We start from the raw sequence: 23,469 nt of genomic DNA, 5'->3' as shown, positions 1-23,469 counted from the left end.
GCATCAAACCCTTAAGCACCCTGAGCAATGACTGCAACTGAAACGAAGAATCCATGGTCTTATTTAATTGTAAGGCTGTTTGCTATTACTATTTTGGTTATACCATTAATTTCTGGTATCTCTGCAGCACTAACAAATGCCATATTCAAACCAAATAAAGGTTTTGAAATAGGCTTTGCTTACATAACTTGGGCATGGTCACTCTTTGCTTATACCTGGACTTTTTTGCTTTTTGTTCTTATACCTTATAGTTTATTTTATATCTATACTTCATTAGAGGGTAAGGGTATTTTCTTGAAGTTATTGCTGTTTTATGCGTTGATGGCTTTGGCTGGTGTCATTGCACCAGAACTAACTGTTGGAGGTGCTTTCAATGTGAATCTATATCCAAGGGCATTTGTCCTTTACCTTCTGTTAGCCATAACTATCTGTCCGCTAGTCAATATTCCCTTGAACAGGATTGTCAGGAACAGAGCATTGGCAGGAAAGAGCTAATGTTATCTTAGGGAGTCGAAGCTATAGGGCTCTCTGGGATATTAACAACTGGAAGTCCTCAACCATCTAAGATCATGAAAATGGTTTGCGCCCTATTAGCGGTAACCGGGAATTAGGTTTTACAACCAATACCGACGGTAGCTACACTTTTTTTGCTAGAGGTGTAGATCGACTAACCATTCCGATTACTACTAGGGGAAATTACTTTATATCTGCACCAGTATTAAGTTTAAAGGGACTAGCGTTTGAAGGTGCTGATGCTACTTGGGAATCTTTTAAAGATGGTATCACAAATTATGTAAATAGTAATCAGGGTGCAACAACTAGAAATCCCACACAAATCTACCGTCCGAATTGGAGTGTAGTGAAAGATGTAAGAGACGGTATCAAACCTTTAAGCACTTTGTCAAATGACTGTAATTGAGAAAAAGAATCTATGGCCTTACCTAATGGTAAGGCTTATAGCAATTGTACTACTTGTAGTCCCTGTGTGTGCAGGTATTTCTATCACCATAACAGATTACATTTTTAGTATAAAGAGTACGTCTAGTTTTAAATTGACTGATTTCTATTTAGGCTGGGGTTATACCTTCATTTATGGTACGTGGTCTTTTTTTCTATTTGTACTACTTCCCTATAGTTTAATTTATGTCTACACTCAAGTGGGACAAATATATATATATGTTCGGCTGTTGTTATTTTATGTTTTACTGATGATGATGGGGACTATACTTCCTCATGTCTCTGTTATAGGTTTAGCTCCCTATCCAAAATCACTTATGTTATCTCTCTTGCTGACCATTACCATTTGCCCTTTAGTAAACATTCCCTTGAATAAGATGGTCAGAAAAAGAGATACTACCAATTGAATGTTCTCAACAATTAAAGAACTTTACAATGGTCTGCACCCTGTTAGTGGTAACAGGGAGTTTGGTTTTACCTCAAATGCCGATGGTAGTTATACTTTCTATACCAAAGGTGTGGATCGGTTAACTGACATTTGGGGAACTGCAGCACAATCAACAACAGGATTCCCATTCAAAAGTGCTGATGCCTTATGGGAGTCCTTAAAAGATGGTATTGTATACTATGTTAAGACCCATCAAGGTGCAGCAACAAAAAATATTGATCCAGAACCATTACGTCCCGACTGGGCTGTGGTGAAACAAGTAAGAGACGGTATCAAACCACTAAGCATTTTATCGAATGACTGCAAGTAGAGCTCAAAAAAATTGGCCTTACCTGTTATTAGTTGCTGTTTGGCTTATAGTTTTTCCTATTATTGCAGGGATAATTGTTGCCGTATTACAGATTCCCTATAGGCCCGCCTATAATCAGAGTATAGACTTTAATTATGTGTATATAATATGGGGAACAATCTTGTTTTACGCTACTTGGTCATTTTTACTTTTTCTCTTGCTTCCTTATAGCTTAACATATATTTATACCAGCTTAAGATTAAAGAACATTATTTGGCAGTTCATTTACTTTTTCGGGCTTTTAGTAGTAATGGGGTTTATAGTTCCATATGGGTCTGTTATAGGTATGTTCTTATCGGACGCTTACCCCAGAGCTTTAGTTCTATATTTCTTTCTAACCATCATGCTCTGTCCCCTATGCAACATAGCCTTGAACAGGATTGTCAGGAGCAGAACATTGGCAGGAAAGAGCTAATGTTATACCAGGGAGTCGAAACTAAGGCTCTCTGGTATATTAACAACTAGAAGTTCTCAACAGTCCAAGGCCCTTTCAATGGTCCGCACCCTGTTAGTGGTAACAGGGTGTTCGGATTCATTAACAATGCCGACGGCAGTTACACCTTCTATACAAAGGAGGTAGATTGATTATCTGACGCCATTATTACTGCTTCGCAGTCAGTTTTTGGCATTCCTTTCAACAAAACAGATGAGTTATGGACATCCTTTCAAGACAAGATTGTAGCCTTCGTCAATGATCCTGTAAATAGAGGAACGCCCAATTCTGCATCTAAAAATAATCTACAACACAATATCGGCCTGACTGGGTAGTAGTAAAAGATGTAGTGGATGGAAAGAAACCATTAAGTACTCTATCGAATGATTGTCAGTAGAAAGACTAAGTTTGCATTGATTTGGGCACTGCTGTGCCTCCTTTTCATCCCTGTCCTAAACGCTGGGCTTACTATCGCCATAAAACTAGCGTTTGATCTTGAGGGTTATGACAATACCTACAGGTTCGGCTTCGCCAAGATTGTGTGGGCCTAGACGCTTGTCTTGTTTGGGTGGACACTGTTCACTTTTGTAGTGGTGCCATATTCTGCGCTTTGGGTGTACACATCCTTGAGGAGAAGACCCTTTTTACTGCAATTGCTAGCCTTATACACTTTGTTAGTTCTTATGGGCCTGCTGCTGCCGGAGGCCTCCATCCGGGAGTCCTTCAACCGGGGCGACCATAGTAGGATATGGGTGCTCTACTTTTTTATAACGCTTACCGTCTGCCCGTTGTGCAACCTGATATTGAAATGGCTGACGAAAGAGCAGCGGCAGTAAAGCTCTGTTTATTGGAATTACTAATGTGCGGTAACTGCTCATTGGAGAATTTTCCCTTGGCTAAAGTAGACAGAAGCGTGAAAGGTACTAAAGAAAATAAAGGAGTCTGATCTGAAAGGTTAGACTCCTTTATTTTCTTTAGCTACTTCACTTTTGCTCCCAGCCATTCCTCTCTGAACTTCTTTACTTTGGATGTCACCTTCTGGCCTGCATCCTCAAACAGCACCACTTCCAGGTTTGGGTTCTCCTCCAGTACGATAGAAGCATTTCTGGTTTCACCATATCGTTCAAAAGTGACAGGTATGGTTTCACCTGGCTTGTGCGCAGCTAAAATGGCATCGAAGGTTTTGGTATCCGTTAGTTTTTTGCCATCTAACGTCAGGAGCACGTCTCCGCCTTCCAGACCAGCTTTGTAGATCGGAGAGCCAATCACAGCGCCGTTCAACAAAGTAGCGCCAGTACTGTCTTTGGCATACTCAAAGTAGGCAGTTCCTAGGGAAGGTTTTCCAGGATTGGCTTTGCGCAACACCAGACCTGCCTGCGCCAACAGAGGGGCAAAATCAGGAAGCTCGCTGCCATGTACACTGTTTTTAAAGAAAGAAGCAGCCCATGCTTTATTTCCTGATACTTCTCCCAACGTTTCTTCCAGGTCTGCCATGCTGTACGGTTTTTCGGGTTTACCATACTTGCGCCAGAGTGCCTGCATGTATTTGTCGAGCGTAGTTTTATAGTCGCGGCGCAAGGTGAGATCCAGCGCCAGGCCAACCACACTGCCATAGGTATAGTAAGAAATGAAGGTGTTGTGGCGGTTTACAGCATCTACAGACCGGGCAGCATCCACATAAGGAGCCTGCATGCTCATTTCTACCAGGCTATGGTACTGGCGACCGGGAGAAAGCAGCACATAGTTCAGGCCTCCTGCCAGACCTCTGGCATAGTTTTGCAGACTCGTGATGCCGCTGCGTTGCATGGCTAAGGGGCCATAGTAGCTGGTAAAGCCTTCGGCCAGCCAAAGGCCTTCCGTCATGTTAGCCTCCTGAAAATTGAAAGGCTCCAGCCCCTGCGGACGGATGCGTTCTACGTTCCAGGAATGGAAGAATTCGTGTGATACAGTGCCTAATACGCCTTCCATATTGGCGGCAAGTGGTCTGGAACTGGTAACAATAGTAGAGTTGCGATGCTCCATGCCATCTCCCACAGCTTGTGGCATATAGCACCCAATAAAAGTATAACGACCAAAGTCGAAGTCAGGCAACTCCTCAAAAATAGCGCGCTGTTCTGCTACTATCTTTTTTGCCTGAGCCGCATATTCTCTGAAAAGCTCTTTGCTGGCGTTGTGGTGCAGCGTTACCTGTATGGTTTTTGTTTTACCGTTTTCGTTTACCGTCCATTCTTCGAGGTCGAAGTTGCTGAGTTCGGTAGGGCTATCCATCAGGTACTGGAAGTTAGGGGCAGAATAAGTAGTGCCAGATTCTGGTTTAAGCTGCGTGGCTACTTTCCAATTGCTGCCCTGGGGCATGTTGAAAGTTACCTGTGCCGGCACTTCTTCAAAGCCTTTGGCATACATAAGTGTTGCAGGCATGTTCAGGTGCGCATGGGTTTCATCAATACCTGCATAAGTGCCGTCGGCATGATTGCCAAAAAGCGTGTAGGTAACCGTAACGGATCCTTTATGTCCTGTTACATTCCATTGGTGCAGGTTCGATTTTTTAATGGATAGCTGCTTCCCCTGTGCATCGGTAGCACGTACACCATATACATTTTTCGAGAATTCATGCAAGGCATAGCGGCCGGGAGAGCTTCGGCTCATGAGTACGGCCAGCGTATCGCTTGTAATGCCCGTAAAGGTGACGCTAATCTGGGCTTCGTGGTGAACCGCGTTTGGAAAAGAAAGCTGGTAATTAACTTTTTTCTGAGCCAGTGCAGGATTGAGCACAAGTAAGGCCGCAAAAGCAAAAAGAGAGGTTAGTCGGTTTAGCATTTGTTTTAGAAGAGGTAGAATAATCTCTAAAGATAAAGACTGTCCGCAATTTTGACAAACCTGCTACGGTTGTTGAAATACTTTTGCCTGAATCATTTGTTGGTAGAAGCTTTTGGAAAAGGTTTCGTGCAGCCGGAGCTGCTGAAAGTGTTGCTGATAATCGGGAAGCCTTTTCGCTTTTACACCGCTAAGCACACCAAAAAAGGCGTACATGCTCCAGAGCAGGAGGCGTTGCCAGCGTGGTGTTGGCTGTTGCACTGGCCAGAAATCAGCAAAGAGCCAGTAGCCTTGCGGAGCTAACGCAGCCTGTAACCGTTTCATGAGCCCCGACAAGCGCTGAGGAGGAAACAAATCTAATAGGAAAGGCGTAATGATGGCTTCAAACTGCTCCTCCGGTTTTACAGCGACTTCGGTACCTGTCCTAAATTCCACTGCTGCCCTGCCTGTAGTGGTTGTTGCTAAACGGTTGTAACGTTTCCGGGCAAGTGTGAGCATGGCAGGAGAGGCATCAATATAAAGAATGTTGGTGGCACTACAACAGTTCAATACCTGCTCCAGTAGCCAACCGCTTCCGCCACCTATAATCAGTACACGTGCTCCGGCTGGGATAAAAGGCAGTAGAGCCAGCTGTGCGTTTTCCTGAGCAGAGCCAAAAACAAGCTTTGCTAAGCGATCATAAAAGAATGCCGTACGGTCGAAACCACTTTCTGGTAATGAAGACAAAATGCTTGACAGGTTGATTGGCTTATGCTCTGCAAAGTAGCAGCTAAATTACTACCTGTTGTAGTGCCTTTCCAAAAGGCCTTTTAGTTTCTCATAAATATACTGTGTAAGCTGTTCGCGTATCTTTAGGCTGTTGCCTTTAAATACCTCTCTGAATTCTTCTGCTTTACCATCATACAGCATAGATACAAACATAGTACCTACCGGCTTTTCAGAATTTTCCGAAGCTCCGGGGCCGGCCAATCCGGTTGTCGCAATAGAAATAGAGGCATCCAAAGCTTTCTTGAGCCCCATGGCCATTTCGTTTGTTACCTGCTGCGATTCAGCCGTGTATAACTCCAGGGTTTCGTCTTTCACGCCTAATAATTTCTTCTTCGCCTCCGGCTGATATACCACCAGGCTGCCTATCAGCACATCGCTGCTGCCTTTTGCTTTTACGAATTCAGAGGCCAGCATGCCTGCAGTACAACTTTCTGCAAATGCAACAGTCAGGCCTTTGTCCTTCAGGCCCATCATCAGTTCGGTTAGTTCTTCTTCGCTCATTTTTCTTCTGTAGTTGTGCTTATCATACTATATACCCGGACTATAGGTTTGGTTTAAGCGGATAGCTTTCCAGAACAGAATAAACAGGATGCGGGGAAGCCAGTTCGGATTGCCATAAGGCAACTGTGTTTACAGGTAGCTGCAGCAATTCATCGGGTATAATGTGCGGTAAATTTGCAGGTACAGGTTTGTCTTTTCTGAATCGGGCCAGCGTAACGTGGGGTATTGCCTTTTGCTGCTTCGGAGGCGCTTTGGCTAAGGCTTGAGTAAGCGCCGTACTTAATTGCTCGAAAGTGGCATCAGGTTTAAACCGGGCCCACACCAGGCGTGGAGAGCGGAACTTCGGACCGGGTTCCAGTTGCTCCAGCTCCAATGTAAAGGCGGTATGCTGTTGGGCCACCTGCTCAATTTTATGCCGAATGGCTGGCAGTTGCTCTTTGCTCACGTTACCAATAAAAAACAGCGTGAGGTGTAGGTTCTGCTCAGGTATAACACGTACTGCCGGATGGTGAAAGGGAGAAAGGCGCTGCATTAAAAATTCTTTTGCTTGAGCTGGCAATGTGGCTGCTACAAAAAGCCTGATCTCGTCTCTCATAAGGTATATTTATATTTAAAAGCCTTTCCTGCTGAAATACGTAAGGTAGAGGCGGCTAAGTTTAAGTTACTTCTTGTTTCTGGTGCGGTTGGCAGGCTAAAGGTGTCGCAACACGAACTAAACCAGCTATTCTAAATTTAAATTCTAACATAGTATGCTTCGGAGCGCTTATAAAAAAATAATTGCGGCCTTTGCTTTATTTACGGTCGAGCTGATACTTGTCTGGGCTCTTTTTATAGCCAGCATTGTTATTTTCCTGTACCTAAGCAGTGAAATTCGCGCAGGGGATGAGGTTGGCATGGATGAGGCAGCCTTTCAGTTTGCACAGGATATCTCCAGCCCCGGCTTTACACGTTTTATAGAGTTTATTACTTTTTTTGCTTCCAGGCAGTTTTTAACACCGGCTGCTCTGCTGTTGCTGTGCTACTTCCTGTTTGTGCGCAAGCATAAGTGGTATTCGCTCAGAGTGCCTGTGGTGGCACTGGGAAGCAGCACGCTGAATGTTGTGATGAAGTTTTTCTTCGACAGAGACCGTCCTGCTGCTCCCTTGGTGGAAGCCTCGGGGCTTAGTTTCCCGAGCGGGCACTCTATGGTAGCCGCCTCTTTTTACGGCCTGATTATTTATATTGTCTGGAAGCATGTGCAATCGCCGGTACTGCGGTATATATTAACGGCACTGCTGGTTGTGTTTATTTTGCTGATTGGGTTTAGCAGAATTTATCTTCGGGTGCACTATGCAACAGATGTAACAGCTGGTTTTGCAGCAGGATTTTTATGGGTGGTGATTGGGTTGTGGGTACTACGGAGGTTAGAAAAGCTTTCTAAAAAAGAACTAAACCAGGCGGTACTGGAGGAACCAACAGAAAACTCTTAAGAATATTTTTTGCATGCTATTGCAGTATTTAAAAACTGTCGTACATTTGCAATCCCGAAGCAGTTATAGCAGCAGGGTTTACGAAGTGAGTCGTTGTAAAATACCGAAAATACCAGCGCACGTGGCGAAACTGGTAGACGTGCAGGTCTCAGAAGCCTGTGCCTTCGGGTGTGGGAGTTCGAATCTCCCCGTGCGCACGATAAAAAGGATCAGCTCTTACTGGGCTGGTCCTTTTTTTATTTTCGCTCCGGGCTATTTGTTCTTTTCCGGTCTATGCTGCATTTGATTTTGAGAATGTAGTAGCTAACTTGTTAATATAAAGTTAAACTGAGCTTGCCTGTGCTTTGCTGCTTGGCTATCAAGAAGTCTTAAAAGTTTATAAAATGAAGTATAATTCAATTTTAAGAGCAGTAGTTTTGCTGCTGCTTATTGTGGCAGGGTGCAGAACGGCTGCCACTACTACCGGTACCGGATCGGCAGGTGCGGAAGCAAAGTCAGCTGACGAAACGACCATATATGTTGTACGGCATGCCGAAAAAGATACCTCTGTGCCCAATAACCCCGATCCGGATCTGACAGAAGAAGGCAGAGCACGGGCTAACGAATTGCGTATGCTGCTTCAGCAAGAAAAGATTGACGCACTTTATACAACCAACTATAAGCGTACTAAAAATACCTTGCAGCCTTTGGCATCGGAACGTGGCTTAGAATTATTCACCTATGATTCTAAAGATTACCAGGGACTGCGCCAGCGCATCATGGCGGAGCAAAAAGGTAAAACAATAGTAGTAGCAGGCCATTCCAATACCTTAATTCCGCTGGTAGAAGCCTTTGGTGTGGAAAAACCATTCGAGCAGATCGATGAAAGCGAATACTACTATCTCTTTAAAGTAGTTGTCGCTAAAGATGGCCAGGCTCAGTTGGTGGTGAGCAGGTACGGGAACCTGAGCAGACAGGAATAAATGAAAAACCACAGCGCCCCTGGTATTGCAGATTCCGGGGGCGCTGTGGTTTTAGGAGGCTATGTAGCTTTGGGAAAGTTTACTCCGTAGGTACTATAAAAGAGCAGACATGAGAGAGCTAACTATAAAAGTACCCAGAGGAAGAGGAACAGATGTATTAAAGATGGCGGAGGAGATGCAGGGGAAAAACCTGTCGAAGTGGGAGGGAGAGGATGGCGATCTTATAAAAGTGCATGTGAATAACCAGAAGGTGAGTCAGCTGCTGGATAAACTGAAAGACATAGAGGAAGCCGAAATAACCCTTATCCCCCGCGGTGTTGTGGCCATGTATCCTCCGCCGGAACAAGCTCCTGAACAGGTGGTAGACGTTAACTACCGCAGCCCCATCGAGATCTTCTTTGGTGGCTTGCAAAGTGTCGGCTCAAAAGTCGGCTTAATTAGTTATGCGCTTTCCGGGGGAATAATTGCCTGGATTGGCCTTTATACCGAAACCAGTTACCTCTTAGTGGCTGCCATGCTGGTTGCACCTTTTGCTGGTCCGGCCATGAATGCTGCCTTAGGGGCTGCAGCAGGTAAGGGAGGTTTACTGCTGAAAAGCCTGGGCAGGTACTTTCTTTCTATTGGAGTGGCCGTAGCTGTTTCTTACCTCCTGAGCCTGCTGATTCAGCAGAAGCATGCTACGCAAATGATGGTTTCTATAAGTCAGATTTCCGAAGTAACCATTTTACTCCCGCTGATTGCCGGTTTTGCGGGAGGTATCAACCTGGTGCAATCGGAGCGGGATAGCCTGGTGTCGGGTGCGGCTGTGGGGATGCTGGTAGCGGCTTCTTTGGCTCCTCCAACCAGTATGCTGGGTATGGCCCTGAACTTCGGTAACTGGCAGATGATACGCAGCAGCCTTTTTTTGCTGTTGCTCCAACTAGCGGGTATACAGCTTTCTGCTGCGATGGTTTTCCGTTACATGGGCAAGGTAACTACAAAAGGAGTCAGGTTTTCCGACGGCAAAGAAAGTGTGTTTATTACTTCCCTGGTTGTTTCGGCCTTAGTAGTTGCAGGTATGATGTACTGGCAGTTTTCTACAACGCCCCAACTCCGCAAAGCAAGCATCGACACGCAGGCAACGGAGCTGATAAAAACATCTCTCAGCGAAATGCCGGCCATAGAAACCATAGAAGTTACTGCACATTTTACACGGGGCACGCTTCCGGATCGTAATCCATTGGTATGCCAGGTAAGTGTGATCAGGGAAGAAGGCAACGATAAGCTAAGCGATGAGGAACTAAAACAGCAGATTGTTGAAAAGTTAACAGCGGCAATCGCGCAGGAAGAATATAATGCCTATCCTGTTTTTGATGTGACTATACTGCATAAGCCCCGGTTGCAATAAGTCAGAACAAGGAAAGCTGCTCCGGTTTAGGTTGCAAAACGCCTTCATGCTGCAAGAGCCATTCTTTGCGCCAAAGCCCGCCGGCATAACCAACCAGGCTTCTGTCGCTGCCAATAACGCGGTGGCAGGGTACTATAATGCAGAGCGGGTTCTTTCCGTTGGCCGCGCCTACAGCACGTATCGCCTTTGGCCCCGATACAGCCTTCGATACACTCAGGTAAGAGGTTGTGGCGCCATAAGGAATCAGCTTAAGGTGCTCCCATACCTGCTTTTGGAAAGTGGTGCCCTCCGGAAGCAAAGGAAGGTCAAACTGCCGTAGTTCTCCATGAAAATAAGCCTCCAGCTGGCTTACGCAATCGATCATGCTTTGGGGAAGCTCAGGAGTTTTACCTCCTGCTATGTCACAAAATCTAACACTGCAAATACCTTCTTCAGAGCCTGTAATGCCTATAATGCCAATAGGTGAGTAATAATAGGTGCTGTGTGTGGCTACAATCATAAGTAAATATAAAAATAGCTCTGTTTAAAAGAAAGAAAAAGCGTAGGGAGCTTCTTTTCAGCAGCTAATCATGCTTTAAACTTACATAATTAGGTGTTTTAACTTTTAGCTTTTGCTGGAGTAACTTGTAGTGATGTGTGCGGATGAACCCTGGTTGCTTTGTGTGCTGCAGGAAGGCTTTTCTCCACAAAGGTAGCAGTTGGAAAGGCTTTAAATAACAACAGCGAATTACTTAACCAGTAACTCGCTGTTGTATTAGTTCATGATGTACCTGCTTACACCAGTTTGGTTTCTCTGTCAGCCTCTTTTTCTGGCAATACATCCATTTCCGGATTTGTTGTCTCTACCAGGCCGGCTTCAGGCTGGGGATTAAATTCTCCTTCCCAGCGGGCCACCACAGCTGTAGCCAGGCAATTTCCTGTTACGTTCACAGAGGTACGCGCCATGTCCATCAGTTCATCTATACCAAGTATGGCGAATACAGGCCACACGGGCAGGTTAAAAGATGCTACTGTGCCCAAGAGGATCACCAGCGAGGCTCTAGGCACCCCGGCAACACCTTTGCTGGTGAGCATGAGTGTGAACACCATCAGCAGCTGCTGTTCCAGCGTCAGGTCTATGCCTGCTGCCTGGGCCACAAACACCGATGCCAACGATAAGTAAAGGGTGGTTCCGTCGAGGTTAAAGCTATACCCTGTGGGCATGACAAAGGCTACAATCTTCCGCGGCACGCCCAGTTTTTCCATCTCTTCCATGGCGCGTGGCAGGGCAGCCTCCGAGCTGGTGGTGGCAAAGGCAATAGACACAGGGCCGGAAACCGCCTTCAGGAAGCGCTTAACCGGTACGCCTGCAATAAGAGCGACCGGCAGCAGAACCAGCACGACAAAAGCAATAAGGGCTATGTAAAGGGTGGCCAGCAGCTGGAACAGGTTCACCAGAATGCCGAAGCCCATGTGCCCCACCGTATAGGCAATAGCCGCACCAACCCCCACAGGCGCAAAGTACATGATCACGTTTGTGAACTTGAACATGGTTTCTGAAAGGCTCTCGCAGAAGTCGAGCATAGGCTTGCGCTTGCGCTCTGTTACCATAGCCAGGCCAATGGCAAAGAGCACGCTGAAGATAACGATCTGCAGTACCTGGCCCTCCGCAATAGATTTGGCAATATTCTCGGGGAAGACGTGCAGGATAATATCGGCGGCCGACTGTTTGGCCGGGGCCTGGATTTCCTCTGTCTGAGCAATGCCTCGCATGTCGATGCCCTCACCGGCCTTCGTCAGGTTGATGGCCGCTAAACCTATAAACAGGGCAATGGTGGTAACAATCTCAAAGTAAACAATCGCCTTCCAGCCCATGCTCCCCACCTGCTTCAGGTTAGAGTGCCCGGCTATCCCCACTACCAGGGTCGCGAAGATAAGAGGCGCTATAATGGTTTTTATCAGTTTCAGGAAAACCTTGCTGAGCACGTTCAGGTTCTGGGCCAGTTGCGGAAAGTCATACCCGATCTCGGCGCCTACCACCATGCTTATGAGTATCCAGCTGGTGAGAGAACGCTTCTGCAGGCCGTATAGCAGGAGCACCCCAATGCCGATCCATCGGGCGGTCAGCAGCACACCCGCAGGTAAAGTTAACAGCTGGTATTGGTTTAAAAGTGTGAGAATGGCCGCAACGGTAATGCAAAGCAGGGTGGCAAGCGGAATAAATGATTTCTTCATAAAATGAATAAAAGGTAAAGCAGCTGGTTTGGGAACTGCCGGTATGTTTTTTAAAGTAAACAACACCTCTGAAAAGATCCTGAATCAGAAATTTTAAAGGCAGGCATAGTTATTAAAACTTAGCAAATATAGGGTGTTGTTGCACATCTGCAAACAGGTGAAATCGTATTATTTAATTAATTTAGTGAATCATGTTACCGGCGGGATATAGTTTAGCTTTTGCCTGATTTTGCATAAGCCAGAGCAGGTGCTGTTGGTATCATTGCTTATGCTCCATCTTCAAATCCTGATCCTTGTACTATGTTAAACTGGCGCATTGAGGTATTGCACCTTAAACTAAAATATACCTGGAAAATTTCCCGTGAGGCGAGTAAAGAGAAAACCAACTTCCTGATTCAGGTCTCGGATGCCAAGTACAGCGGCTTTGGAGAGGCTGCGCCCAACATCCGTTACGGCGAGTCTCCTGAACTGCTGCTGCAGCAATACCAAGTGTTGCTTATGGCAGGCCTGCCGCTCGTAAAGTCGATGGAAGAGCTGATGCAACTGTTGCTCGAGCACCCTCCGGTAAACTCACTTCGTTTTGCGATTGAGTCTGCTTACCTGCACTTTTACTGCCAGCACAGCCACATTGCGGTTCACCAGATGCTGGGGCAGGCATCTTCTGGGTATCAGACCACCAGCTTTTCACTCCCTATTATGCAACCTGGTGAAATAAAACCTTTTATAGAAGAGCATGACTTGAGCCGTTTTAAAAGCTTGAAAATTAAAGTGAACAGCGATAACGGCCTTGCTGCAGTGGAGCAGGTGTTGCAGCTTACCGAGCAGCCGCTGGTGATAGACGCCAACGAAAGCTGGCAAAACCCGGAAGACCTGTTACGGTTTCTACATCAGCTTGACCGGGAGCGGATACTTTTTGTGGAGCAGCCCATGCCTGCTACGCATGCCTCTGCCTATGCACATCTTAAAAAAGAAAGTCCAATACCTCTTGTTGCCGACGAATCTGTAACCGACGATGCCGACTTCGATCTGTTGCGGGAGCAGTTTCATGGTGTGAACATCAAACTGATGAAAGCCGGAGGTTACCTGAACGCCATTCGCTTATTAAAGGAAGCCAGAAAGCATAATATGATGACCATGATGGGTTGTATGGTAGAAACTTCGCTTGGAATCTGGAGTGCCATGCAATTAAGCAATGCCTGTCACTTTGCCGATTTAGATGGATTCCTGATTATTGAGCAGGAGCCTTTCGGATTGGTAAAAGAGAAAGACGGTTTACTTTACCTGAAATGATTTGGTAAAGGATTTATTTTTAATAAATGTGGGAAAGGAGTGAAAAATTTTAGGTACAGTTGTTTGTACATTAAATGTATATACATATATTTGTGCCATCATTTAAACGTTAATTCATTTAGAGGCTTTCTAATCGGTTTAAGTACAAGAATATAATTAACCGGAAGAGCGCCAAACCTTGATTGGTGAGATAAATGATAGTATAAAACTGAAACAACAAAAAACAACCAACAGATTTAGTCAAATGAAAAAGACAACTATTTTAGCTGCATTCGCAACCGCACTTATTTTCTCAGCATGTGGAGACAATGCAAACAACACAGCAGATAACGCTGTGGTAGAGTCTGCTGAAGCAACTGAAACAGCAACTGCAGAAGGTGACACTTATGCCGTAGATACGGAGCAAAGCAATGTGAAATGGCATGGGACAAAAGTAACTGGTGAGCACAACGGTAACATAGAGCTGCAAAGCGGAGAACTTACTGTGGCTAACAACCAGGTAACAGGTGGCACTATTGTTATAGACATGAATACCATCACAAACGAAGACATTACAGATGCTAAGTACAACTCTGACCTGGTTAACCACCTGAAATCAGACGATTTCTTCGGTGCAGAGAAATACCCAACTGCTACTTTTAATATTACCAGCCTGACTCCAATTGCCAGTGCGGCACCTGGTGAAGCGAATTATACAGCAACAGGTAACTTAACAATCAAAGACAAAACAAATCCTGTGACTTTTCCTGTTTATGTAACAGTTGAAAACAACGAGGCGAAAGCAAAAGCAGACGTAACTGTAAACCGTGCACAATACGATGTACGTTATGGTTCTAACAGCTTCTTCGAAAACTTAGGCGATAAAGCTATTTCTGATGACTTTACAGTGTCTTTTGATATTGTAGCAAAAAAATAATATAAGTTGCTATACATACAGTCTGAACCGTTCCTGCTCTTAAAAAAGCAGGAACGGTTCTTTTGTTAATAACCCTTTCAGCAGGACAAAGTCATGTATTGTACTTTCAGAATAATTAAAATAGTGTTTAATTAATATTGCTGAAAATCAGTTTGTTGCTTTTTTGCTTAAAGAAATATTTATTCAGATATTGAAAGATAATGTTGCTACATTTATCTTGTAGGTATTATCCGGGAAATGGGGATGAAAATAGAAGAGGAGATACAACAGCGCACTTTTAAATCGGAGCACCAGAAGGCTTACATAAACGTGCTATACACTTCTAACTGGCTACAGTTGGCACAGGCAGGGGCGTTTAAGCCTTTTGGTATTACACTGCCGCAGTATAATATTTTGCGCATTTTGCGCGGGCAATATCCGAAACCCGCTACCGTTAGTCTGCTGATAGAGCGAATGCTGGATAAAACATCAAATGCTTCCCGTATTGTTGATAAACTGGAGGCGAAAGGACTGGTAACGCGTAAGCAATGCCCGCAGGACAGAAGAACAGTTGATGTGCTGATCACAGAGAAAGGACTAAGCCTGCTGCAGGAAATGGACCCTCTGGATGGTGGCAGCAAAACAGGGCTGATGAACCTTTCCGAAGAAGAAGCCATTGAATTGAATCGCCTTCTTGACAAAGCAAGAAGCTAGTATAGTATATTTTTAACAGCGACTGTTTTAAAATTTTCAAGTATGAAGAAGACTGCATTACTAAGCCTATTGGCTGCCGCAACTTTGTTCTCAGCTTTTACTGCTGGAACAACCACCGATTCTACAGCCGCTGCAACTGAAGCGGTTTTACCTGCAAAAGGAACACCTTATACAGTAGAGCTTGATAAAAGTGAGCTGAAGTGGCGAGCCAGTAAAGTGGTAGGAGAGCATTATGGAACCATTAAGCTTTCCAGTGGCCAGATGACAGTAGATAAGAACAAAGTAACCGGAGGCTCTTTCGTGATGAACATGGCCTCTATAGAATGTACCGATAATGCAAAAGTAGGAGCACACCTGCGAAACGACGACTTCTTTAGCGTTGAGAAGCATCCGACTGCTACATTTGTGATAAAATCGTTAAAGCCGGTAGCAAAAGCAGAGGCCGGAAAGCCGAACTATACGGTAGAGGGCGACTTAACGATTAAAGGAATAACAAACCCGATTAGCTTTCCGGCCATTGTTACAGTAAAAGATGGGATTGCTACAGCAAAAGCAGATGTTACCGTTAACAGGGTAAAGTATGATATCCGTTACCGTTCCAGCAGCTTTTTCGAGAACTTAGGCGATAAGGCTATAAACGATGATTTTACTGTTTCGCTTGATGTAACAGCAAAACAAAGCAATATTTAACCTGAAGCTAAACCCATCTGGTTGTACTTCTGTAAATAGCCGTGGAGAAATTTTATTTTTTGTAGATTAACTTTATCCTTTTTTTAATTTTAATTTAAAACAGCTTAAAAACTCCTAAAATTTATTACTATACCGTACTTTTGCGTACAACTCTTGCAGTGATGATTTTTAGTGTTGATAGCTGTCTGCAAGAAATCAGAATTTGATATTTGGTTTTTAAAGTATATACTTAAACAATGGTCAAAACCAAGAAAGAGATTATCCTGGATACTGCTTTAGAACTCTTTGCTGAAAAGGGATATGATGCAACGCCTACAAGTTTAATTGCCAAAGAAGCTGGTGTGTCGGAGGGGTTGATCTTCAGGCATTTCATTAACAAAGAGAACTTGCTGGAAGCACTTGTAAAAGCAGGCTATAGAAGAATTGCAGATAAAAGCAGAGGCCTTCTTACAGATCATGATCCCGCTTATCTTATTCAGGATGTACTGGAGCTGCCATTAAGATTGGTTGATGAGGAAAAGAACTTCTGGCGTATGCAGTACAGGCTTGTGAATGATACCATTGCACAGCGGCATCATGCACGGTATATGAAGTCTGTAAATTATAAACTAACAGAAGCTTTTGAAAAGCTTGGCTATGCCGAGCCAAAGCTGGAGACAGAAGCGCTTATGATTATAGTGGAGGCACTCTGGAAGTTCTATGTTGCCTACGACGACAGAAGCCACCTGGTAAATATCATCGGTATATTCAAAGAAAAATATAAGCGCTGATTCGCGCGCTGCAAAAAAATAAACAAACGCCACAGATAAAATGTCTGTGGCGTTTGTCGTTTACACCCTGTCAGAACTTTAACCTGCCGAACCTGTAGCTTCCGGAGTTGCTTCCTAATACAATAAACTCCCTTTTAGAAACAGGAAACGATACAGCAGGTCTTATCTGAATGCTTTCAGCTGAGTCGGGCTTCTGCTGCAGAGGGGTTGTTTGCTGTGTTCCGTCAGGCAGGATGGTAGTAAGTGTTGCTGCCTGTGCAAGGCTTCCCTGCTTTGGGGCTGTAGCCTCGCCACGCATCATGTTCTGATAAACAATAAAGAGGTTATTGCTCTGCAGGCTCGAGAGAAAAGAGTACAAAAACCTGTTACCGCTTGTTCCGCTTTGTGATTTGGCAATGCTTGTATTATAGTCCAGGAAGCCGTCTTCTTTTAACCTTGTAATAATAAGATCATGGCTGTTGTAAAGCCGCTGGCCATTGCCGTTCTCCTGAAACCATACTTCACCTATCACATAGGTGCCTCCCTGGCCTGCTGTTTCAACTTCTTTTAACTCCAGGTTCCGGAGGCGTTTGCTCCGGTCGAAGTCATTGGTTTCACTTTTATAGTTCCGTATAAACTGCTGGTTGAAGGGTATAATGGAAGTTAGGTTTCTTTTGTTTTTATCACCGCTAAACCTGTAAAAGAAATTGCCGCTTGGTTCGGGCTGCTGCTCTGCCGTTCCTGCACCGGATGCATATAAACCGGCCACAACCAGATCGGTGCCGCTTGCAGCCATCATGGCTTGGGTAAAGTTATAGTTCTGATGGCCTAAAGGAGTATCGCGTATGCTGCCACTCCGGGCGTTGAGGCTGTATAAGTGATACGCAGCTGTAATGGGTGCCGAATCATTACTCTCTGTCAGAATAAAGGAAGAGCCATCTGTAAGCACAACGCTTTGCCTGAAAACACCGCTCATCGAGAATGTCTGGGTCCATCTGGGGCTGAGGCTGGCGTTAAAAAGACTTGCCGTTAGTTTTTGCTGCGGTCTGTCGGTTAGTACAATCAGCACATCGTTTTTGTCGTCTGATATACTTACGGAAAGGGTGCCGTTTGTTCGGGCGCTGGTAACGCTTCGGATGGTTGGCCTATAGTTGCCGGTAGAAGTAATCTCCTGAGCGTAAACAGTTGTTACTCCGTTCTTGCGGTGCGTTGACAGGAGCTGAAGCTTGCCTTCGAGCAGCAGCACATCATGAAATTCGGCAGGCTGGCCATCGGCTGTACGGGGTAAAAGGGCCGTTGCCCAGAGGCGCTGATTCGTAGCATCGTAGCGCTCCAGCGTAGCCTGTCCGTCAGCTTGGTGTACTGTATAGAAGTCGGTTCCGCTGATGCCTATGATATGCAGGTTTTGTAGTTCCGCTACATCGCGTTCGATGGAAGGGCCCCAGGTAATAACAGGTTCCTGTGCCAGGGCAGACGGAGCAAGCAGGAGTAGAAGTAGGAAGCATAGTGTTTCTTTCATGTTGAGAGAATTCTAACCCGTTATACGCGCCACACCGTTTGTGTTGCTTTACAGGCACTGAAACCTAACCGAAAGTCTCAGTGCCTGCAGAAGATTTATTGCCTCACCTGCGCCTTATCAACGCGGGAAGGTGTATCGGAGCCGTCTACAACACCTTGTGCAGCCAGCGCGATAGCTTTTATCATGCTGGTCATGTGTGCCATGTCCAGCATGCCAAACTCATCTTTTACCGAATGGTAGGTTTTATCCTGATCAATCTGTACCGATGATATGGTATGGGCCGGCACACCTAAACGTGCCAGCGTGGCATTATCGGAACGGTAAAAAAGGTTTTGCTCCGGATAAGGGTCCGAGTGAATGCTGTACGCAGTTCCCTGCAGGCGGTTCTGGAGCAATGTGCCTAAATCAGACTTATCAAAGCCTGTCATGTAAGCACTGTTCGGACCAAATTTAGATGCTTTACCAATCATCTCGATATTGAACATCGCCATGATCTGGTCCGGGTTAAGCTGTTCGGAAAAGTAACGGGAGCCATAACCTCCTATTTCTTCGGCAGTGAAAGCCACGAACAAGAGTGTGCGGTTTGGTTTCCGCTGCTTTTTAAAATGTTTGGCCAGCATGATCATAGCTGTTGTGCCTGAGGCATCATCATCGGCACCATTGGCTATGCTATCGCCTTCCATTGCTTTCAGTATACCAATATGGTCGTAGTGCCCGGAAAATACCACAAACTCATCTTTGCGTTTTCCTTCTATCATGCCTGCTACATTAAATAGCGGTAGCTTTTCCACCTGGTTCTGAACTGCAACCTTATATTCCTGTGCACTGCTTTGCCCGGTCAGGACCACAACTTTGCTGCTGCCTTTTCCGATTCCCTGCTTTATACCGCCTTTCCCAAAGTAATTTTTGTAGGTCTGAAAGCTTTGTGAGTGCTTCGGGTGCACCAGAATCAGAGCATCCTGGTCGGATGCGTTGGCTTGCATAAAAGCTTGCCTGAAGTTATCGCTTTCCTGAATCAGGATAACTTGCCTGTCGCTACTTTGTTGCCAGTTAAGAGTTTCCTGGGCAGTAGAAACGAACATGTTTTCGGGTGCAATGTCTTCATTGCCCAGTCTGGCAGAGCTGGAGATGGGGGTTAAGCGGAAAACTGTAAAAGATTGCCTGTACGGGTTTCCTTTTGCCGGACTGGCGGAGGATAGCGGTTTTAAACCAATCTTCTTAAATTCTTCCTGGATAAAGTTTGCTGCTTTTTCGATTCCGGGTGTAAAAGAAGCACGGCCTTGCATTTCGTCGGCGCTAAGTGTTTTAAGAAGACGTGCTGTTTCCTGTTCTGTGATCGTAGAAACATCCTGGGCAACTACAGGGCTGAGAGCTACCAATGCCATTACGGCCACAGCTAATACATTCTTTTTCATAAAATTGTAATAGGATTAAGTATTCTGAAAGAAGCAAAAAGCAGTTTCAAATGTGTGTGTGTTTGTTTTAAGTTTGCGTAAATATTGGGCTAGGATAAATTCTGCCATTCGCTTCGTAGCAGGCTAAATACCTGCAGGTCTACAAACGTATCGCGAATCAGTTCACCTGCCCGTTCTGTGCCTTCCAAAGTAAAGCCCAATTTAACAGGAATTTTGCGGCTTTTCTCATTGCCTACAGCAACTTTTATCTGGATACGGTTTATGCCCATATAATTAAATGCGTGTTTTATCAATATAGAGCAGCTGCGGTAAATAATTCCTTTTCCCTGATATTCTTCTCCCAGCCAATACCCTATTTCCAGCTTCCGGTTCAGTAAATCTATCCCCTTCATGCCAATGATGCCAACCAGCTCTTCATGCAGCAGAATGACAAAAACCAAGTCGGTATGATGGCCGGCTGTGTTCAGAGAATTTAAAAAGTAGGTCGTGTCGTCTACAGATAAGGTATTATCTATAAAAGGCAGCCACTGCCGCAGGTAGTTTCTGTCTTTATCTATAAGCCTGTACATAGCTGTTGCATCTGCCAGCGATGCCTCTCTTAAGTATAAATCAGGAGCAACAGTTAGCCTGTAATTGTCTGAAGTGCCTTCCACAGATAAAATTTATTGTTTAAACAATATACTCTAATTGATGTTTAAGTGCAAAAGCTGAAGGTCCTTAATTAGCTAGCGCAAAGAGAAATAGCCTGAACCATAATCTGAAGCACTGTCCTGAGAGTCATTTTTGATAGTTTATAAAACAAAGTGCGGCCATTTAATGTAAATATTCAAAGCTATTCTATCAGTAAGAATAAACTTCAGTAGCTAGTTGAGGAACAGTGATAGAAGCAGGTAATTAAAATTAACCATAAAACTATGAAAAAGCTAATACTATTCTCAATTGTGGCCCTGATCAGTTTTAAAACTTCGGCACAATTTGGCAATACAAATCAAGATGTTTATGATGCGCAGTATAACCGGGTAAACGATCCTGCCACTACTGTAAGATACGGCATCCGTGCAGGTTTAAATGCTGCAAATATTACTGATGATCCAACGGTTGTAGATGCGAATGCAGGTATAGGAACCGAATTCGGGATCTTTGCCAGAATCGGGCAGCGTTTTTATGTGCAGCCGGGTGTCGATTTTGTGAACAATTCCATAAACATTATCCGGGCTTCTCAGCCAAGGCAAGGAGAACGTGACGAAGTAGTTGTGCGCTTTATCAGGCTGCCTGTTCTGGTGGGGCTCCAGACACAGTCTCAGCAATTTGGCAGGAACAGGAGCTTTAGCAGATACCGCTTATCGGTGGGCCCTTCTTTCGCTTTCGGAGTGGGTGTTTCCGATAATAACCTTGATGTGCGCAGAAGAAACGTAACAAATGCGCAGTTCGCTTTAAACGGGGGCATTGGTGTTGATATCTGGAGGTTTGGAGTAGATGTGATGTATCATCACGGACTGTCAAACGTTTTTAATGACAATACAGCAACAGGCAAGTACAGAAACTTTTCTCTGGCACTCAGTCTGGTACTATAGATCTATAAAGGCTTGAACAGTGGCTATGTTTAATTTACATTGGCATACATGAAAGAACTGTTCAAGCCTGTTTCTATTTACCCCCTCGTTTATTTCAGAATTGCCTTTGGCCTTCTTATGTTTTTCGAAGGCGTTGGCGCGGTAGCTATAGGCTGGGTACAAGAGCATTACCTGGAGCCAAGCTGGCATTTTAACTACATTGGCCTCGACTGGATAAAGCCTTTGCCCGGTAACGGCATGATTTACCTTTACCTGGTAATGGCGTTGCTGGGCCTGATGATGATGATAGGCTGGTATTATCATATCAGTACCTTCCTGTTTTTTCTGCTTTTTGGGTTTAGCTTCTTTGCTGAAAAAACACACTACCTGAATCACCACTACCTGATCTTTCTAATGAGCGGTATTATGGCTTTACTGCCAGCCAACAGAAAGCTATCGATGGATGTGCGCCGGAAGCCGGAACTGGAGCAGGAAGCAGTGCCTCAATGGACACTATGGATACTTCTCATTCAGCAGGTTATTGTGTATTTCTATGCCGGTATTGCTAAAATACAGCCCGACTGGCTAATGGGCAGGCCAATGCGCATCTGGCTGAGCTATAAAACAGAATATCCTGTCATCGGGCCCTTACTTGGTGCAGAACCTACTGTGTATATTATCTGCTGGGGAGGGTTGTTTTTCGATCTGTTTATTGCCTGGATGCTTTTGTGGCCCCGTACCCGCGTAATCGGCTTTTGGGCAGCCTTCGGGTTTCATATCTTTAACTCTGCTGTTTTTCATGTAGGAGTGTTCCCTTATTTTATGATTGCGGCTGCAGTGCTGTTTTTTAAGCCGGAACAAATTGCCAGGTGGTTTTTCCGGAAACAGGTATCACCTGAACTACTGGCGGCTCAGCCTATTCCTTACTCTTTGCCGAAACGAAAGCTTGTTACGGCCTTCTTCTCCGTGTATATATTGTTTCACTTAACGTTTCCTTTGCGCCACTTCTTTATTCCGGGCGATGTAAACTGGACAGAAGAAGGGCATCGCTACTCCTGGCGAATGATGCTACGCACCAAACGGGGAGAGGCATTCTTTACGGTGCGGGATAGTAAAACGGGAGAAGAGCAGCAGGTATTTCCCAGGCAATACCTCACCCGGCACCAGGCTTCCGAAATGGCCGATAACCCTGATATGCTCTGGCAATTTGCGCAGTTTCTTAAAAAGGAGTATGCAAAGAAAGGAGTACAGCAGCCCCAGGTATACGTGCAGTCTTATCTTAGTCTGAACGGTTATGAGCGGCATCCACTTGTAGATCCAACCGTTGATCTGGCTGCCATACCTTATACAATGGGTGCGAAATCGTGGGTGACTCCAAGGCCTGCATCAGATGGCTGGGCTGCTGTTTTTAAGTAAGGCTACAGGTGTACTTCCTTTTTTGCTTCTGCTGCTCTGTCGTTTTGCTTTCGGCTTCTTCCGCATTTTAATGTAAACCGCCGATGGTCCTTTGTCATCTTCTTTACGAATGGTAAACAAATCCTTGTGCGCCTTGATCAGGTGAATAAGCTGGTTGTATCCAAATGTGCGTGAATCGAAGCTGGGGTCTAGCTGGCGCAGGTTCATACCCATGGCTCCTAAATGTGCCCAGCCGTCTTCATCAGCAGCCATGTCAAATGCTTCTTTCAGGAGCGGAATAGGGTTTGGTGCATGGTTCCCGTTTTCGCTGGACTTTTCCTGCTGTTCTTTTTTCTTTTCTTCGATATTATCAACCAGGTTTTCTGTATAGATAAAGATATTGCAGGCATTCACGAAGGGTTTAGGCGTTTTGCGCTGGCCTATGCCCATCACAAATATGCCTGCCTCCCGTATCCTGGTGGCCAGGCGGGTATAGTCGCTGTCTGACGAAACAATACAAAACCCGTCTACCAGCTGGCTGTGCAGCAAATCCATGGCGTCTATGATCAAGGCACTGTCTGTGGCGTTTTTACCCACAGTGTATCGGAATTGCTGTATAGGTTGAATGGCATGGTTGTTCAGGCAGTCTTTCCAGCCGTTCATCTGAGGGGTGGTCCAGTCGCCGTAAATACGCCGGATGGTGTTTATGCCATATTTGCCTGCTTCAGCCATTAATTTTACAATCAGGCTTGGCTGCGCATTATCGCCATCTATAAGCAAAGCCATGCGCAGCTTTTTCTTCTCTGGATAAGGGTTTTTCATGTATAATGAGTTTTCTGTGGTTGTAGAGAAACAACCAGTGTTGGAGCTGTGTCTTTTTTCTGTTATACTTATAGTTTGGAGTTGGGTTGTGAAAACTATATGGCGCCCTCCCGAAGCTTTACAGA

The 23,469-nt window shown here is 45.1% G+C and carries 23 protein-coding genes and 1 tRNA gene; 13 read left to right on the top strand and 11 right to left on the bottom strand.

Annotated features, from left to right (window positions below; all coding sequences use genetic code 11):
- Nucleotides 1–27: 27 nt before the first annotated feature.
- The gene (locus C1N53_RS13255) at nucleotides 28–495 is read left to right on the top strand and encodes a hypothetical protein (protein ID WP_137759766.1); all 468 of its coding nucleotides are present in this window, start codon (nucleotides 28–30) and stop codon (nucleotides 493–495) included.
- Nucleotides 496–1,364: 869 nt separating this feature from the next.
- Nucleotides 1,365–1,715, top strand: a complete 351-nt coding sequence (locus C1N53_RS13250; RefSeq protein ID WP_137759765.1) for a hypothetical protein — start codon at nucleotides 1,365–1,367, stop codon at nucleotides 1,713–1,715.
- Between the two features lie 1,146 nt (nucleotides 1,716–2,861).
- Here C1N53_RS13250 and C1N53_RS13245 read toward each other — a convergent pair.
- The 5 genes from C1N53_RS13245 to thpR all read right to left on the bottom strand — a co-directional run bounded on the left by C1N53_RS13245 (nucleotide 2,862) and on the right by thpR (nucleotide 6,865).
- Nucleotides 2,862–3,065: a hypothetical protein gene (locus tag C1N53_RS13245; RefSeq protein ID WP_137759764.1), complete on the bottom strand. Its 204-nt coding sequence runs from the start codon at nucleotides 3,063–3,065 to the stop codon at nucleotides 2,862–2,864.
- 100 nt (nucleotides 3,066–3,165) lie between these two features.
- On the bottom strand, nucleotides 3,166–5,004 hold the full coding sequence (locus tag C1N53_RS13240; RefSeq protein WP_137759763.1) for a M61 family metallopeptidase: 1,839 nt from the start codon (nucleotides 5,002–5,004) through the stop codon (nucleotides 3,166–3,168).
- Between the two features lie 63 nt (nucleotides 5,005–5,067).
- The gene (locus C1N53_RS13235; protein WP_137759762.1) at nucleotides 5,068–5,727 is read right to left on the bottom strand and encodes a trans-aconitate 2-methyltransferase; all 660 of its coding nucleotides are present in this window, start codon (nucleotides 5,725–5,727) and stop codon (nucleotides 5,068–5,070) included.
- A 51-nt stretch (nucleotides 5,728–5,778) separates the two neighbouring features.
- Nucleotides 5,779–6,270, bottom strand: a complete 492-nt coding sequence (locus C1N53_RS13230) for a CinA family protein (RefSeq protein ID WP_137759761.1) — start codon at nucleotides 6,268–6,270, stop codon at nucleotides 5,779–5,781.
- 40 nt (nucleotides 6,271–6,310) lie between these two features.
- Nucleotides 6,311–6,865 (bottom strand): RNA 2',3'-cyclic phosphodiesterase, encoded by a 555-nt coding sequence (gene thpR, locus C1N53_RS13225; RefSeq protein WP_137759760.1) that lies wholly within the window; start codon nucleotides 6,863–6,865, stop codon nucleotides 6,311–6,313.
- Nucleotides 6,866–7,019: 154 nt separating this feature from the next.
- Here thpR and C1N53_RS13220 point away from each other — a divergent pair, with 154 nt between their 5' ends.
- The 4 genes from C1N53_RS13220 to C1N53_RS13205 all read left to right on the top strand — a co-directional run bounded on the left by C1N53_RS13220 (nucleotide 7,020) and on the right by C1N53_RS13205 (nucleotide 10,088).
- Nucleotides 7,020–7,739, top strand: coding sequence for a phosphatase PAP2 family protein (locus C1N53_RS13220; RefSeq protein ID WP_137759759.1), 720 nt, complete (start codon nucleotides 7,020–7,022; stop codon nucleotides 7,737–7,739).
- A gap of 115 nt (nucleotides 7,740–7,854) precedes the next feature.
- A tRNA-Leu gene (locus tag C1N53_RS13215) sits at nucleotides 7,855–7,936 on the top strand.
- Nucleotides 7,937–8,122: 186 nt separating this feature from the next.
- The gene (locus C1N53_RS13210) at nucleotides 8,123–8,701 is read left to right on the top strand and encodes a histidine phosphatase family protein (RefSeq protein WP_137759758.1); all 579 of its coding nucleotides are present in this window, start codon (nucleotides 8,123–8,125) and stop codon (nucleotides 8,699–8,701) included.
- 109 nt (nucleotides 8,702–8,810) lie between these two features.
- On the top strand, nucleotides 8,811–10,088 hold the full coding sequence (locus C1N53_RS13205; protein ID WP_137759757.1) for a DUF389 domain-containing protein: 1,278 nt from the start codon (nucleotides 8,811–8,813) through the stop codon (nucleotides 10,086–10,088).
- Nucleotide 10,089: 1 nt separating this feature from the next.
- Here C1N53_RS13205 and C1N53_RS13200 read toward each other — a convergent pair whose 3' ends face one another.
- Complete coding sequence (locus tag C1N53_RS13200; protein ID WP_137759756.1) at nucleotides 10,090–10,587, bottom strand: methylated-DNA--[protein]-cysteine S-methyltransferase; 498 nt, start codon at nucleotides 10,585–10,587, stop codon at nucleotides 10,090–10,092.
- Between the two features lie 275 nt (nucleotides 10,588–10,862).
- On the bottom strand, nucleotides 10,863–12,302 hold the full coding sequence (locus C1N53_RS13195; protein ID WP_137759755.1) for a dicarboxylate/amino acid:cation symporter: 1,440 nt from the start codon (nucleotides 12,300–12,302) through the stop codon (nucleotides 10,863–10,865).
- A gap of 300 nt (nucleotides 12,303–12,602) precedes the next feature.
- Here C1N53_RS13195 and C1N53_RS13190 point away from each other — a divergent pair, with 300 nt between their 5' ends.
- From C1N53_RS13190 to C1N53_RS13170, 5 genes are all read left to right on the top strand, one after another.
- Nucleotides 12,603–13,592: an enolase C-terminal domain-like protein gene (locus C1N53_RS13190; RefSeq protein WP_137759754.1), complete on the top strand. Its 990-nt coding sequence runs from the start codon at nucleotides 12,603–12,605 to the stop codon at nucleotides 13,590–13,592.
- A gap of 244 nt (nucleotides 13,593–13,836) precedes the next feature.
- Entirely contained in the window at nucleotides 13,837–14,508 is a 672-nt protein-coding gene (locus C1N53_RS13185) for a YceI family protein (RefSeq protein WP_137759753.1), read from the top strand.
- A gap of 243 nt (nucleotides 14,509–14,751) precedes the next feature.
- Nucleotides 14,752–15,201: a MarR family winged helix-turn-helix transcriptional regulator gene (locus C1N53_RS13180; RefSeq protein ID WP_137759752.1), complete on the top strand. Its 450-nt coding sequence runs from the start codon at nucleotides 14,752–14,754 to the stop codon at nucleotides 15,199–15,201.
- Nucleotides 15,202–15,243: 42 nt separating this feature from the next.
- Complete coding sequence (locus C1N53_RS13175; RefSeq protein ID WP_137759751.1) at nucleotides 15,244–15,891, top strand: YceI family protein; 648 nt, start codon at nucleotides 15,244–15,246, stop codon at nucleotides 15,889–15,891.
- 236 nt (nucleotides 15,892–16,127) lie between these two features.
- Nucleotides 16,128–16,661: a TetR/AcrR family transcriptional regulator gene (locus tag C1N53_RS13170; RefSeq protein WP_137759750.1), complete on the top strand. Its 534-nt coding sequence runs from the start codon at nucleotides 16,128–16,130 to the stop codon at nucleotides 16,659–16,661.
- Between the two features lie 70 nt (nucleotides 16,662–16,731).
- Here C1N53_RS13170 and C1N53_RS13165 read toward each other — a convergent pair whose 3' ends face one another.
- The 3 genes from C1N53_RS13165 to C1N53_RS13155 form a co-directional block, all read right to left on the bottom strand.
- The gene (locus C1N53_RS13165; RefSeq protein ID WP_137759749.1) at nucleotides 16,732–18,159 is read right to left on the bottom strand and encodes a hypothetical protein; all 1,428 of its coding nucleotides are present in this window, start codon (nucleotides 18,157–18,159) and stop codon (nucleotides 16,732–16,734) included.
- A gap of 95 nt (nucleotides 18,160–18,254) precedes the next feature.
- Nucleotides 18,255–19,574, bottom strand: coding sequence for a M20/M25/M40 family metallo-hydrolase (locus tag C1N53_RS13160; protein WP_137759748.1), 1,320 nt, complete (start codon nucleotides 19,572–19,574; stop codon nucleotides 18,255–18,257).
- Between the two features lie 89 nt (nucleotides 19,575–19,663).
- Nucleotides 19,664–20,227, bottom strand: a complete 564-nt coding sequence (locus C1N53_RS13155) for a GNAT family N-acetyltransferase (protein WP_240773216.1) — start codon at nucleotides 20,225–20,227, stop codon at nucleotides 19,664–19,666.
- A gap of 261 nt (nucleotides 20,228–20,488) precedes the next feature.
- Between C1N53_RS13155 and C1N53_RS13150 the strand changes: the two genes are divergently transcribed.
- Together C1N53_RS13150 and C1N53_RS13145 are read left to right on the top strand one after the other, a co-directional pair.
- On the top strand, nucleotides 20,489–21,148 hold the full coding sequence (locus C1N53_RS13150) for an outer membrane beta-barrel protein (RefSeq protein WP_137759747.1): 660 nt from the start codon (nucleotides 20,489–20,491) through the stop codon (nucleotides 21,146–21,148).
- A 48-nt stretch (nucleotides 21,149–21,196) separates the two neighbouring features.
- Nucleotides 21,197–22,543, top strand: a complete 1,347-nt coding sequence (locus tag C1N53_RS13145; protein WP_137759746.1) for an HTTM domain-containing protein — start codon at nucleotides 21,197–21,199, stop codon at nucleotides 22,541–22,543.
- Here the strand turns inward: C1N53_RS13145 and C1N53_RS13140 are convergent.
- Nucleotides 22,514–23,344: an NYN domain-containing protein gene (locus C1N53_RS13140; protein WP_137759745.1), complete on the bottom strand. Its 831-nt coding sequence runs from the start codon at nucleotides 23,342–23,344 to the stop codon at nucleotides 22,514–22,516. The genes C1N53_RS13145 and C1N53_RS13140 overlap by 30 nt on opposite strands.
- Nucleotides 23,345–23,469 lie beyond the last annotated feature (125 nt).

This window comes from Pontibacter sp. SGAir0037, from assembly GCF_005491705.1.
GTDB lineage: Bacteria > Bacteroidota > Bacteroidia > Cytophagales > Hymenobacteraceae > Pontibacter.
The sequence above is the reverse complement of the archived record's forward strand: the minus strand, read 5'-3'. Positions and strand labels throughout refer to the sequence as shown.

Bases quoted from the DNA above. Each gene is read 5' to 3' on its own strand.
- C1N53_RS13160 (WP_137759748.1), bottom strand. From the start codon at position 19,574: ATGAAAAAGAATGTATTAGCTGTGGCCGTAATGGCATTGGTAGCTCTC.
- C1N53_RS13185 (WP_137759753.1), top strand. From the start codon at position 13,837: ATGAAAAAGACAACTATTTTAGCTGCATTCGCAACCGCACTTATTTTC.
- C1N53_RS13195 (WP_137759755.1), bottom strand. From the start codon at position 12,302: ATGAAGAAATCATTTATTCCGCTTGCCACCCTGCTTTGCATTACCGTT.
- C1N53_RS13150 (WP_137759747.1), top strand. From the start codon at position 20,489: ATGAAAAAGCTAATACTATTCTCAATTGTGGCCCTGATCAGTTTTAAA.
- thpR (WP_137759760.1), bottom strand. From the start codon at position 6,865: ATGAGAGACGAGATCAGGCTTTTTGTAGCAGCCACATTGCCAGCTCAA.
- C1N53_RS13230 (WP_137759761.1), bottom strand. From the start codon at position 6,270: ATGAGCGAAGAAGAACTAACCGAACTGATGATGGGCCTGAAGGACAAA.
- C1N53_RS13170 (WP_137759750.1), top strand. From the start codon at position 16,128: ATGGTCAAAACCAAGAAAGAGATTATCCTGGATACTGCTTTAGAACTC.
- C1N53_RS13175 (WP_137759751.1), top strand. From the start codon at position 15,244: ATGAAGAAGACTGCATTACTAAGCCTATTGGCTGCCGCAACTTTGTTC.
- C1N53_RS13140 (WP_137759745.1), bottom strand. From the start codon at position 23,344: ATGAAAAACCCTTATCCAGAGAAGAAAAAGCTGCGCATGGCTTTGCTT.
- C1N53_RS13180 (WP_137759752.1), top strand. From the start codon at position 14,752: ATGAAAATAGAAGAGGAGATACAACAGCGCACTTTTAAATCGGAGCAC.
- C1N53_RS13145 (WP_137759746.1), top strand. From the start codon at position 21,197: ATGAAAGAACTGTTCAAGCCTGTTTCTATTTACCCCCTCGTTTATTTC.
- C1N53_RS13210 (WP_137759758.1), top strand. From the start codon at position 8,123: ATGAAGTATAATTCAATTTTAAGAGCAGTAGTTTTGCTGCTGCTTATT.
- C1N53_RS13190 (WP_137759754.1), top strand. From the start codon at position 12,603: ATGTTAAACTGGCGCATTGAGGTATTGCACCTTAAACTAAAATATACC.
- C1N53_RS13220 (WP_137759759.1), top strand. From the start codon at position 7,020: ATGCTTCGGAGCGCTTATAAAAAAATAATTGCGGCCTTTGCTTTATTT.
- C1N53_RS13240 (WP_137759763.1), bottom strand. From the start codon at position 5,004: ATGCTAAACCGACTAACCTCTCTTTTTGCTTTTGCGGCCTTACTTGTG.
- C1N53_RS13245 (WP_137759764.1), bottom strand. From the start codon at position 3,065: ATGAGCAGTTACCGCACATTAGTAATTCCAATAAACAGAGCTTTACTG.
- C1N53_RS13200 (WP_137759756.1), bottom strand. From the start codon at position 10,587: ATGATTGTAGCCACACACAGCACCTATTATTACTCACCTATTGGCATT.
- C1N53_RS13165 (WP_137759749.1), bottom strand. From the start codon at position 18,159: ATGAAAGAAACACTATGCTTCCTACTTCTACTCCTGCTTGCTCCGTCT.
- C1N53_RS13250 (WP_137759765.1), top strand. From the start codon at position 1,365: ATGTTCTCAACAATTAAAGAACTTTACAATGGTCTGCACCCTGTTAGT.
- C1N53_RS13205 (WP_137759757.1), top strand. From the start codon at position 8,811: ATGAGAGAGCTAACTATAAAAGTACCCAGAGGAAGAGGAACAGATGTA.
- C1N53_RS13255 (WP_137759766.1), top strand. From the start codon at position 28: ATGACTGCAACTGAAACGAAGAATCCATGGTCTTATTTAATTGTAAGG.